The organism is Marivita sp. NO-S04, from assembly GCF_059070475.1.
The window spans coordinates 760,108-771,958 of the sequence record NZ_CM180980.1 but is presented as its reverse complement, the minus strand read 5'-3'; the positions used below and the strand labels follow the sequence as shown (position 1 = coordinate 771,958).

Below are 11,851 nucleotides of genomic sequence, written 5' to 3'. Positions count from 1 at the left end.
TTATGACACTCAGCGCAGAACCAATCGTCTACGGGCTAATCTTCATTGCCGTTCTGGTCCTCGTCGAAGGCGTCTATCTTGTCGCCTTCGGCAAGTCGATCAGCCTGAACAAGCGGGTCAACCGACGGCTCGAAATGCTCGACAAGGGCTCCAAGCGCGACGAAGTGCTGGCCAAACTCCGCAAGGAGATGGACCAGCACATGAGTTCGCGCGGGTTGCCGCTCTATTCGATCCTCGCTGACCGGGCGCAGAAGGCCGCGATTGCCTTTACGCCACAGCAACTGATCATGGTGATGATCGGTGTGAGCGTTGTGGCGTTTGCAGGTTTGACGGTCGGCACTGAGGCTGGCCTCGCTGTACGTGTTGTCATGGGCGTGGCGATGGGTGTCGGAGGCGTCTTTTTCTGGATCAGCAGCAAGGCCAAGAAACGGGTCAGCCTAATCGAAGAACAACTTCCGGATGCCGTCGAACTGATGGTGCGCTCATTGCGCGTCGGTCACCCGTTTTCATCCGCGATTTCGATCGTATCAAAGGAAATCAAAGACCCACTTGCGACAGAATTCGGTATCATCGCTGACGAAGCCAGCTATGGGCGCGACATTGGCGAAGCCCTGAAAGCCATGGCCGAACGGCTCGACATGCAGGATTTACGCTTCCTCGCTGTCGCAGTGGCCATTCAACAGCAGTCAGGTGGTAACCTTGCCGAGATTCTTGACGGTCTTGCCAAAGTGATCCGCGCCCGGTTCCGACTGTTCCGCCGAGTAAAAGCCATCACCGCCGAGGCGCGATGGTCGGGCAAGTTCCTGTCCGGCTTCCCTGTCGGCGCTCTGATCGTCATCCAGTTGACCGATCCCAACTACTATGACGAAGTGATCGACCACCCCTGGTTCATCCCGGCGTGTTTCGTTGTCGGCGCCTTCCTGATCGTCAACCTGATCGTGATGCGCGCGCTCGTGAATATCAAAGTCTGAGGTCCGGAACATGCAAGCTTTCAACCAGTTCGCTTACAACCTGCTTGGCCCAGCTGGCCCGATGATCCTCATCGCCGGTCTGGGGATTGCGCTGTTGGTCCTCGCCATTCCGATGTTCTTCATGTCGCGCTCCAACCCGATGGACCGACTGAACAACCAGTCATCGGGCCGTCAAGAGGTAGACGCTGCCACACGCGCAGTGCTGCGCGACAAGCAGAAAAACCAGAAGCTCAATAAATACGCGCAGTTCCTTGAGCCTCAGGACGCCAAGGAACTGTCCGACGTTCGCTTGAAACTGTTGCAGGCAGGCTACCGCACCAAGGACGCGGTCCAGGTCTATTACTTCGCACAGTTTGCTCTGGGCATCGGTGGCTTGATCATCGGTCTTGTGTATTTCTACCTGATCCTCGACCCGTCTGAGGCGACAACACAACAGACCGTCATGTACACGCTCGGTCCGGGTGCAGCCGGATACATGTTCCCGAAATACTGGGTCACCAGCCGGATGCAGAAACGGCAAGAGGAAATCGAAAGCGGCTTTCCAGACAGCCTCGACATGATGCTGGTCTGCGTCGAAGCAGGCCAGTCCATGGATCAGGCCATCGTGCGCGTCAGCAAGGAATTGCGTGCGTCCTACCCCAGCCTTGCCGATGAGTTCGAACTGGTCAGTTTCGAGATGAAGGCCGGCAAAGACAAAAGCACGGTTCTGAACGACATGGGCGAGCGCTGCGGAGTGCAGGACGTGATGTCCTTCGTGACCGTTCTCAACCAAAGCCAAAGCTTTGGTACGCCGATTTCCGACGCGTTGCGGGTCTATGCGGCGGAAATGCGTGACAAACGTGTAATGCGTGCCGAAGAAAAGGCAAACAAGTTGCCAACCAAAATGACATTGACCACAATGATGCTGACAGTGCCGCCGCTGCTGATCATTCTTGTTGGTCCTTCGGTCATGGGAATTCAGCAGCTCGGCAGTCTCGGGAGTTCGATGGGGCAATGACTTTAGGCCGGTTTTGGCCCGCACTTTTTCTGATCGGATTGGCCGCCTGTGGACCGGGCGGCTTTTCCACGTCTGACGATACGGTGTTTGCACCGAGCGTCGACCCAAGAGGCGCGGTGGTCGATCAATTGACCGTAGGCCACCGACTGATGGCGGCGGGCGAGTATGAATTGGCACTCAGCTCGTTCAGCCTTGCTGCTGCAGAACAGGGACTGACACCCGAGGTGCTGTTGTCGTTGGGATCTGCAAACCTCGCCCTTGGCCGCCTTAATCAGGCCGAAGATTTGCTGCGCCGTGCAGCCAAAGACGCTCCAGAGAGCCCGGATACATGGAACAATCTGGGTGTGGTGCTGATCGAAAAAGGCGAAACCGCCGAGGCCGCACAGGTGTTTCGCAGGGCATTCGGCCTCGACAATGGCGAAAGTGTTGCAATTCGGGATAATCTGCGCTTGGCTCTCGCAAAATTGGAAAATTCGCAGTATGATGCGGAAATAGAACAAGAATACAAACTTGTGCGGCGCGGCAGCAGTGACTTTCTAATCCGCCCGACACAGTAATGAGGCAGAGCAGTAAAGGACGCAAAAATGCGCCATCCCTTTATCGTGACCCTGTGCATTGCAGGGGCGGTTACGCTATCAGGTTGTGAACGCGGCATTGATACAGAAGCAGTTGACCGCGAATTCCAGGGCGTCAACGTCATTGACGGGACCAACCTGAACGAGGTCATGCTGTCGGTATCCGACCCGAACGAGGCAGTCGCGTATTTCCAGCGCGCCAGCAACGGCGAACCCGACCGGATCGACCTTGCCCGAGGCCTTGCCGTTTCACTGATCCGCGCCAAACGCCACACCGAAGGTGTCGCAGCATGGGCGCGCGTGGTCGACAACGATGCGGCCACGAACGATGACCGCGTGGAACTGGCGGATGCCCTGATCCGCAACAACGAGTGGGATCGCGCGGCGACTGCTTTGAATTCCATCCCCCCAACCCACGAAACCTACAAGCGCTACCGGCTTGAGGCGATGATTGCTGACAGCCAAAAACAATGGGACAAGGCGGACAGCTTTTACGAAACGGCCGTTGGCCTGACCACTACGCCTGCTTCTGTGATGAACAACTGGGGCTTCTCTAAGCTCACGCGCGGCGACTTTTCGGGCGCGGAACGTCTCTTCACCGAAGCGATCCGCAACGATGGCTCGCTGTTCACCGCCAAGAACAACCTCGTTCTCGCACGTGGTGCGCAGGGAAATTATGTGCTGCCGGTCGTGCCCATGAGCCAGATCGAACGCGCCGAGCTCTTGCACACGATGGGGCTTGCTGCGGTTAAACGTGGTGACGTGGTAACGGGACAGGGACTGATGCGCGAAGCCATCGATACCCATCCACAGCATTTCGAAGCGGCTGCCCGCAGCCTGAAAGCGCTTGAATCCAATGTCGTGAACTGAGCCGCCGCATGGATATCTCGGCGTTCTCGGCTTTGGTTTTCCTGCCTTTCGTGCTTCCCCTCTGCGTCTACGTGACCTTCTCGGACATGCGCGACATGCGCATTCCGAACCAGATCGTTGTCGCTTTGTTTCTGGTCTTTGCCGGAGCCGGGTTGTTTGCGTTGCCGTTCGACGCCTATCTGTGGCGCTATGTGCACCTGATCATCGTGCTTGTCGCCGGGATTGCGCTGAATGCGGGTGGCGCGATGGGTGCAGGCGACGCCAAGTTCGCCGCCGCCGCAGCCCCGTTCATCCATGTGGGCGACCTGCGGCTTCTGATGGCGCTTTTCGCGGCGAACATCCTCGCGGCCTTCCTCGCACATCGCCTTGCCAAACACACCCCGCTGCGCAAGATCGCGCCACATTGGAAAAGCTGGAGCCATCCCAAATTCCCGATGGGCATGGCACTTGGCGGTACGCTGGCACTTTATCTGTGCCTTGGCGCGTGGTTCGGCAGGTAGGCTGCCAACAACCTGTCCTGCCCTAGCCCTTCTGTTGCCACATTGGCCTGTCACGGTCAGCCAAAGATAAAACTGGCTGAACCGATCCGGGGCGATCCATGAACATGCAGACCAGCGCCGTGATGGCGCCTCCTCCTCCGAAGCGCATGGAAGACATGCAGCTGCAACCGGTCATGATGCGCGACATCCTCCTCAAGACGATGTTCCGCAAGAACGTGTCGACCGTGACCGCGATTGCGCAAAGCGTCTGCCTGCCAGTGCCGATCACACAGGAACTGGTCGACATGGCGCGCAGTCAGTTGCTCTTGGAAGCCACTGGCACACTCAATGCCAACAATGGCAGCGAGATGGGCTACCAATTGACCGATGCGGGCAAAGCCCGTGCGCTCGACGCCCTTGCACAGTCCGAATATTACGGCGCGATGCCGGTGCCGCTTGCGGTCTATGCTGAACAGGTCAAACGCCAGTCGATCCGCAACATCCATATTTCACGCCAGCAATTGACCGATGCGATGGGGCACCTGATCCTCCCCCCCGAATTGCTGAGCAACCTGGGCCCCGCCGTCGGCGCAGGACGGTCGATCCTGATGTACGGGCCGCCGGGGAACGGGAAATCCTCGATCTCGAACGGCATCCGCGACGCGATGGGCGACAAGATCTACATTCCCCACGCCATCGAATATGCAGGTCAGGTCATCACGGTCTATGACCCAATCGTGCACAGCGCCGCTGAAACCGCAAGCTCTGCCACCGGGCTGCGCCTGACCAACCGGTTCGACACGCGCTATGTGCTCTGCGCCCGCCCCACGGTGATCACCGGGGGTGAATTGTCGCTCGATATGCTGGATTTGGTCTATAACCCAACAGCCCGCACCTATCAGGCGCCGCTGCAGCTCAAATCCACCGGCGGCATCTTCATCGTCGACGACCTTGGCCGCCAAGCCGAACCGCCCCAGAAGCTGGTCAACCGCTGGATTGTTCCGCTGGAAGAGGCGCGCGACATTCTTGCGCTTCAATCCGGTGAAAAGTTCGAAGTCCCCTTCGACACGCTTGTGATCTTCTCAACCAACTTTCACCCGAACGAAATCTTCGACCAAGCCGCGTTGCGCCGGATCTTCTTCAAGATCAAGATCGACGGGCCAGATCAGCAGAACTTCCTCAAGATCTTTTCGATGGTGGCGAAGAAAAAGAAAATGGCGCTGTGTGAAAAATCGCTGATCCATCTTCTGAAGACCAAGTACCCGACGATCAAGAACGTCTATGCGAACTATCAGCCCGTCTTCCTCATCGATCAGATGATCGCGGTGTGTGACTTTGAAGGCTGGCCCTACAAGATGACGCCAGAACTGATCGACCGGGCGTGGGCGAACATGTTCGTCAAGGACGAAAAGATCGTCAAATAGGGGCAACGGTCCGATTTCCAGTCGACTGGAAATCGCGGACGCGCCCACGCGTCCGCATCCCGGATCAGCCACACGTGACGCCACGCAAAAAACGCAAGATTAGCCCTTGACGCCACGCCGCACCGCTCGTACTCACGCGGCGGTCCGGCGCGGTAGCTCAGTTGGTTAGAGCGAACGACTCATAATCGTTAGGTCGGGGGTTCGAGTCCCCCCCACGCCACCAAAAATCCCCAAAACAAATACCTGAATACCGGTTCTGCGGTCGGCATTGTGTGCCCCTTCTATCGGCCCAAGTGTCGGAAAAGGAACAGACGGAATTCAGCACAACGCACTAGACCAGACTCATGACACAGCTATCGCCAACCGCCGTTTCCACGGATCGCATTCTGCCCGGTGTCGCCTTGATGCTGGGCTTTTGCGTCACGGCCCCACTTCTTGATGTCGCGGCCAAGCTGGCGTCAAGCAGCGTGCCCGTCGGTCAGATCACTGCCGCGCGGTTCATCGCGCAATGCCTGCTGATGGCACCGGTCGTCTGGGTCATGGGCTTGTCGCTCAAGGTGCCACGCGAGAAATGGATGGCCCTCACAATGCGGGCCCTTCTGTTGTTCACATCCACTTTCTGCTTCATCGCTGCGATCCGTGTGATGCCGTTGGCCGACGCGCTGGCGATCGTGTTCGTCGCGCCATTTATCGTGCTGCTGGTCGGCAAGTTCTACCTAAGCGAAGACGTCGGCCCCCGCCGCGTGGCCGCCGCACTGGTGGGCTTCGTGGGCGTGTTGTTCGTCATCCAACCCAGCTTTTCTGCCTTTGGTGCGGTGGCCTTGTTCCCCCTTGGCACTGCCGTCGGATTTGCCTTCTACATCCTCGTGACACGGGGGCTGTCCCGGCAGATGCATCCTGTGACGCTACAATTCTACACTGGCTTGATCGCAAGTGCGCTGTGCCTCCCCATTCTGGTTTTGGCCCAAGGCACCGGCTCTGTCCTTCTTGATCCGGTCTGGCCCAAAGGGATTGCTTGGACCTGGCTGTTCGGCGTGGGTTTTTTCGCGACCGTCAGCCACATGATGATGACCTATGCGCTGTCATGGGCACCGTCTGCCACCTTGGCACCCTTGCAATATCTGGAACTGCCGGTCGCAACACTGCTGGGCTATCTGGTCTTCGGTGACTTTCCCAATACGCTCACCTTGACCGGGATCGGCATCATCATCGGCGCAGGTCTTTACATGATCCACCGCGAACGCGTGACCGCCCGCCAACTGGTAACCGAGCGCGCCGCACCGCCGATTTAAGTCAGTCAGCTTACGTTCAAAGGGCTGCAAAAACGCAGATCCAAATGTGTTACCGATTTTCACATGTATATACACACATGTAACATTAATCTTGCCGGGAATCGTTCAATGCCTTACCTTGCAAGCAGCGCGGATCAGCCCGCCGCTCATGCGCGAAAGGTTCACACATGTACGCCCAGATGGTCACGTCCGAAGCGACACAAGACGACCCCCAAAAGCTCGCCCAGTTTCAGGCGCGCATTGATGCAGGCGAAAAGATCGAACCCAAGGAATGGATGCCCGAGGGCTACCGTAAGACCCTGATCCGCCAGATTGGCCAGCACGCCCACTCCGAAATCGTCGGCCAATTGCCTGAAGGCAACTGGATCACCCGCGCACCGACACTGGAGCGCAAGGCGATCTTGCTCGCCAAGGTGCAAGATGAGGCCGGGCACGGCCTCTATCTCTACTGCGCCGCTGAAACGCTTGGGGTCAGCCGGGACGAGCTGACCGAGATGCTGCTTGACGGGCGCATGAAGTACAGCTCCATCTTCAACTACCCGACACTGACATGGGCCGACATGGGCGCGGTGGGATGGCTGGTCGACGGTGCCGCAATCATGAACCAAGTGCCGCTTCAACGTACATCCTATGGCCCCTATTCCCGCGCAATGGTCCGCATCTGCAAGGAAGAGTCGTTCCACCAGCGGCAGGGCTACCACATCATGATGAAGATGGCCCAAGGCACACCTGCGCAAAAGAAGATGGCACAGGATGCGCTCAACCGCTTCTGGTATCCGTCGCTGATGATGTTCGGCCCATCGGACAAAGACAGCGTGCATTCCGCGCTGTCGATGAAGTGGAAGATCAAAATGAACACCAATGACGAGCTGCGTCAGAAGTTCGTCGATCAGACCGTACCGCAGGCCGAATTCCTTGGTCTGACCGTGCCGGACAAGACCTTGCGCTGGAACGATGAAAAGGGCGGCTACGATTTCGCAGAACCCGATTGGTCCGAGTTTTTCGACGTGATCAAAGGCAACGGCCCCTGCAACACCGAACGGCTCGCGGCGCGCAACAAAGCGTGGGACGACGGTGCCTGGGTGCGCGAAGGGTTGATGACGCATGCCGCCAAGAAACGTGCGGCGGAATGAGTTTTTGGAAGCTATCGTCAATGTCTTTCTGGTTTTCGTCGCTTTTTCGATCCCACTATTCGCAGTTTGGGTTTCAATTAGTGAAGCTTGGAAGAGACGCAAAATGACAAGCGAAACTGGAGGTGCCCTGTTCTGGGGAGTTGTTTTCGGGTTTCTTGTCTTTGCTGCGCTATACGCAGAAATTTACTAAATTGGGGGAATTTATAATGTCTCACGAATGGCCCCTCTGGGAGGTTTTCATCCGCGGTCAGCACGGCCTGAACCATCGTCATGTCGGCAGCCTGCACGCGCCCGATGCGGAAATGGCGCTCAAGAACGCCCGCGATGTCTACACCCGCCGTAACGAAGGCGTCAGCATCTGGGTGGTCGAGGCCGCCCACATCACCGCATCATCACCTTCGGACAAAGGTCCGCTTTACGAACCATCGGAAAGCAAGGTCTACCGCCACCCCACCTTTTTCGACATCCCAGACGAAGCGGGACACATGTGATGACCGACCAGACCGCCCTGTTCGAATACCTCCTGCGACTGGGGGACAACACGCTGGTGCTGGGGCACCGTGTTAGCGAATGGTGTGGCCATGCTCCAGTGCTGGAAGAGGACATCGCCTTGGCCAACACCGCGCTGGACCTGATCGGGCAGACGCAGATGTGGCTTGGCTTGGCGGGCGCGGTCGAAGGCGCCGGGCGCTCGGCCGATGATCTGGCGATGCTGCGCGACGTCTGGGACTTCCGCAACCTGCTGCTGGTCGAACAGCCCAACGGCGATTTTGGCCAGACCCTGATGCGGCAATGCCTGTTTGACGCGTTCCATTTCGAACTGCTCACCGGCCTGACACACGCCTCTGACGACCGGATCGCGGCCATTGCCGCCAAGGCGCTGAAGGAAGTGACCTACCACCTCGACCGCTCCTCCGAGACCGTGATCGGTCTGGGCGATGGAACCGAGGAAAGCCTTGCTCGGATGCAAGCGGCACTCGATTTGCTTTGGCCATATGTCGGTGAGATGTTCACACCCGACGCCATTGACGACGCCATACACGCCGCTGGGATCGCCCCCGATCTGACCACCCTGCGCGCCCGCTACGATGTACGGCTCGACTCCATACTAACCGAGGCGACACTGACCAAACCCGACAGCAGTTATGCGCAATCTGGTGGCAAGACTGGCTTTCGGCATACCGAACACCTTGGCCACATGCTGACCCAGATGCAGTGGCTGCAACGCGCCTATCCCGGTGCGACCTGGTAACATGACACCCGATGTGTCCACAATCTGGGGCTGGCTCGATCAGGTGCCGGACCCCGAGATCCCGGTGATCTCGGTTGTCGATCTCGGCATCGTGCGGGACGTGGCATGGCAGGACGACACTCTCGAGGTGGCTGTGACCCCAACCTATTCGGGCTGCCCCGCCACATCCATGATCGCGATGGACATCGAGACCGCTCTGTACGATCGGGGTATCCGAAACGTACGGATCAAGACCCAGATCGCGCCACCTTGGACGACCGACTGGCTGTCCGACAAAGGCCGCGCCAAGCTGACCGAATACGGCATCGCGCCGCCCTCGCCCGCTGGTGGCCCCGACGCCTGCCCGCGCTGTAGCAGCACACACCTGACCCGGATCAGCCAGTTCGGCTCTACCCCGTGCAAGGCGCATTGGCGGTGCGACGACTGTCTTGAGCCATTCGACTATTTCAAATGTATCTGACCGCAAGGCTCTGACATGGCACGCTTCTTCCCCCTCACCGTCACCGATGTCGACCGCACCACCCGCGAGGCCGTCGCCGTAACCCTTGAGGCCCGCGACGGTGGGGATTTCTCGTTCACGCAAGGCCAATATCTGACCTTCAAACGCGACTTCGACGGCACCGAGCTGCGGCGCTCCTACTCCATCTGTTCTGGCGTCAATGAAGGTGTGCTGCGGGTGGGCATCAAGAAAGTCACCGACGGTGCTTTCTCGCGCTGGGTCAACGAAGACCTGAAACCCGGTATGACCATCGACGCGATGGAACCGATGGGCAAATTCCACACCCCCATCGAGCCTGACAAGTCCAAAACCTACCTCGCGTTTGCGGGCGGTTCAGGGATCACCCCCGTTCTATCGATCCTGAAAACCGTTCTGGCGGCTGAGCCCCTGTCGCGTTTCACGCTGGTCTATGCCAACCGCAGCGTCAGCACGATCATGTTTCGGGAAGAGCTGGAAGACCTCAAGAACACCCACATGGGGCGCTTCACCGTCATCCACATCCTCGAGACCGACGCACAGGACATTGACCTCTTTCAAGGCCGTGTCGATGGCGAAAAATGCACTGCCCTGTTCACCCATTGGATCGACATCGAAAGCGTCGACATCGCGTTCATCTGCGGGCCAGAGCCGATGATGAAAGCCATCGCGCAATCCCTTGGCGACCATGGGCTAAGCAAACAACAGATCAAGTTCGAGCTGTTCGCAAGCGCCCAGACCGGACGGCTGGAGCGGCGCACCAAAGCCGCCGATGGCGCAGCAACAGATGCGATCTCGGCCAGCGTCACGCTCGACGGCGTGACACGCAGCTTCGAGATGGGCCGCGACATGACCATCCTCGAAGCCGCGCTCGAAAATGCGCTGGACGCGCCCCATGCTTGCCGCGCCGGGGTCTGTTCAACCTGCAAATGCAAAGTGTTGGAGGGCGAAGTGGACATGGTCGCCAACCACGCGCTTGAAGACTACGAGGTGGAACAGGGCTATATCCTGTCTTGCCAATCCTACCCGATCACCAAGCGCGTCGTCGTCGATTACGACCAGTAACCGTCACACAGGATTACGCTTGTCCACCACGCGCACGGCCTTGCCCTGCGAGCGGGCAACCGAGCCGGGATCACCCACTTCGACCTCGGTCGAAATGCCGACATGGTCCTTGATCCGCTTGACCAGCATGCGCGTCGCAGCTGTGCGCGACAGCTCGTCCGCCGCATCCGGTGTGGCCTCCACCAGCACCCGCATCGCGTCCATCCGGCCAGATGTGTAAAGCTCGATCTGGAAATACGGGGCCAGTCCGCCCGTTGCCATAACCTCTTCCTCGATCTGGGTCGGAAACACGTTCACGCCCCGCAGGATCATCATGTCGTCGCTGCGGCCCGTGACCTTTTCCATCCGTCGCATGCTCCGCGCGGTGCCTGCCATAAGCCGTGTCAGATCGCGCGTGCGGTAGCGAATGATCGGCATCCCTTCTTTGGTGATGGTGGTAAAGACCAACTCACCTTTCTCGCCATCGGGCAGCACCTCACCGGTCTCTGGGTTGATGATTTCGGGATAGAAATGATCCTCCCAGATGTGCAGCCCGTCCTTGGTTTCCACGCATTCGTTGGCCACACCCGGCCCGATCACCTCGGACAGGCCATAAATGTCGACCGCGTGCATGTCGAACGCCTGTTCAATCTCCTGCCGCATCGCGTTGGTCCACGGCTCGGCACCGAAGACACCGACCTCCAAAGAGGTCTCGCGCGGGTCCAGCCCCGCCTTGTGGAACGCTTCCAGAATATTCAGAATGTAGGACGGCGTGACCATGATCCCCTTGGGCTGAAAATCGGTGATGAGGCCCACCTGTTTTTCGGTCTGCCCACCGCCCATCGGCACCACCGTCCCGCCCAGCTTTTCCACCCCGTAATGCGCGCCCAGCCCGCCGGTGAAGAGGCCGTAGCCATAGGCCACATGCACCATGTCGCCCGCCCGCAGACCAGAGGCCCGCAGTGACCGCGCAACCACGCTGGCCCACATGTCGATGTCGTTCTTCGTGTAGCCGACAACCGTAGGCTTGCCTGTCGTGCCCGAAGACGCATGAATCCGCGCGATCTGTTCGCGCGGCACGGCAAACAGGCCGAACGGGTAATTGTCCCGCAGGTCGGATTTCAAAGTGAACGGAAACTTCGCCAGATCGGACAGGTTGCGCAGATCATCAGGATGAACCCCCGCCGTATCGAACTTGGCGCGGTACATCGACACATTGTCATAGGCATGCCGCAGCGACCAGCGCAGACGATCCAGTTGCAGAGCGCGGATCTCGTCAATGGATGCGGTTTCGATCGGGTCGAGATCACCCGGTTTTGGTGACAAATCTTTCATGTGC

13 protein-coding genes and 1 tRNA gene are annotated in these 11,851 nt (G+C 58.7%); 13 read left to right on the top strand and 1 reads right to left on the bottom strand.

Annotation, left to right across the window (positions count from 1 at the left end; translation table 11 throughout):
* The first annotated feature begins 2 nt into the window (after nucleotides 1–2).
* The 13 genes from ACK3EW_RS04060 (at nucleotide 3) to ACK3EW_RS04000 (ending at nucleotide 10,533) form a co-directional block, all read left to right on the top strand.
* Nucleotides 3–971 (top strand): type II secretion system F family protein, encoded by a 969-nt coding sequence (locus tag ACK3EW_RS04060; protein ID WP_493808559.1) that lies wholly within the window; start codon nucleotides 3–5, stop codon nucleotides 969–971.
* A 10-nt stretch (nucleotides 972–981) separates the two neighbouring features.
* Nucleotides 982–1,968: a type II secretion system F family protein gene (locus ACK3EW_RS04055; protein WP_493808558.1), complete on the top strand. Its 987-nt coding sequence runs from the start codon at nucleotides 982–984 to the stop codon at nucleotides 1,966–1,968.
* Nucleotides 1,965–2,525, top strand: a complete 561-nt coding sequence (locus ACK3EW_RS04050) for a tetratricopeptide repeat protein (RefSeq protein ID WP_439120773.1) — start codon at nucleotides 1,965–1,967, stop codon at nucleotides 2,523–2,525. The genes ACK3EW_RS04055 and ACK3EW_RS04050 overlap by 4 nt, the downstream gene beginning before the upstream one ends.
* Before the next feature lie 27 nt (nucleotides 2,526–2,552).
* Nucleotides 2,553–3,413 carry a tetratricopeptide repeat protein gene (locus ACK3EW_RS04045; RefSeq protein ID WP_439120772.1) on the top strand — a complete coding sequence of 287 codons (861 nt, stop codon included), beginning with the start codon at nucleotides 2,553–2,555 and terminating at the stop codon, nucleotides 3,411–3,413.
* Between the two features lie 8 nt (nucleotides 3,414–3,421).
* Nucleotides 3,422–3,913, top strand: a complete 492-nt coding sequence (locus ACK3EW_RS04040; RefSeq protein ID WP_439120771.1) for a prepilin peptidase — start codon at nucleotides 3,422–3,424, stop codon at nucleotides 3,911–3,913.
* A gap of 98 nt (nucleotides 3,914–4,011) precedes the next feature.
* Nucleotides 4,012–5,316 carry a DUF8689 domain-containing protein gene (locus ACK3EW_RS04035; protein ID WP_493808557.1) on the top strand — a complete coding sequence of 435 codons (1,305 nt, stop codon included), beginning with the start codon at nucleotides 4,012–4,014 and terminating at the stop codon, nucleotides 5,314–5,316.
* A 146-nt stretch (nucleotides 5,317–5,462) separates the two neighbouring features.
* A tRNA-Met gene (locus ACK3EW_RS04030) sits at nucleotides 5,463–5,539 on the top strand.
* Nucleotides 5,540–5,660: 121 nt separating this feature from the next.
* On the top strand, nucleotides 5,661–6,608 hold the full coding sequence (locus ACK3EW_RS04025) for a DMT family transporter (protein ID WP_493808556.1): 948 nt from the start codon (nucleotides 5,661–5,663) through the stop codon (nucleotides 6,606–6,608).
* Nucleotides 6,609–6,775: 167 nt separating this feature from the next.
* On the top strand, nucleotides 6,776–7,741 hold the full coding sequence (paaA, locus tag ACK3EW_RS04020) for a 1,2-phenylacetyl-CoA epoxidase subunit PaaA (protein ID WP_493808555.1): 966 nt from the start codon (nucleotides 6,776–6,778) through the stop codon (nucleotides 7,739–7,741).
* Nucleotides 7,742–7,947: 206 nt separating this feature from the next.
* Entirely contained in the window at nucleotides 7,948–8,232 is a 285-nt protein-coding gene (gene paaB, locus ACK3EW_RS04015; protein ID WP_493808554.1) for a 1,2-phenylacetyl-CoA epoxidase subunit PaaB, read from the top strand.
* Entirely contained in the window at nucleotides 8,232–8,993 is a 762-nt protein-coding gene (gene paaC / locus ACK3EW_RS04010; protein ID WP_493808553.1) for a 1,2-phenylacetyl-CoA epoxidase subunit PaaC, read from the top strand. Before paaB ends, paaC begins: the two co-directional genes overlap by 1 nt.
* A gap of 1 nt (nucleotide 8,994) precedes the next feature.
* Nucleotides 8,995–9,453, top strand: coding sequence for a 1,2-phenylacetyl-CoA epoxidase subunit PaaD (gene paaD, locus ACK3EW_RS04005; RefSeq protein WP_493808552.1), 459 nt, complete (start codon nucleotides 8,995–8,997; stop codon nucleotides 9,451–9,453).
* A 15-nt stretch (nucleotides 9,454–9,468) separates the two neighbouring features.
* Nucleotides 9,469–10,533, top strand: a complete 1,065-nt coding sequence (locus ACK3EW_RS04000; protein ID WP_493808551.1) for a 2Fe-2S iron-sulfur cluster-binding protein — start codon at nucleotides 9,469–9,471, stop codon at nucleotides 10,531–10,533.
* A 3-nt stretch (nucleotides 10,534–10,536) separates the two neighbouring features.
* Here the strand turns inward: ACK3EW_RS04000 and paaK are convergent, their stop codons facing one another.
* Nucleotides 10,537–11,847, bottom strand: a complete 1,311-nt coding sequence (paaK, locus tag ACK3EW_RS03995; protein WP_493808550.1) for a phenylacetate--CoA ligase PaaK — start codon at nucleotides 11,845–11,847, stop codon at nucleotides 10,537–10,539.
* Nucleotides 11,848–11,851 lie beyond the last annotated feature (4 nt).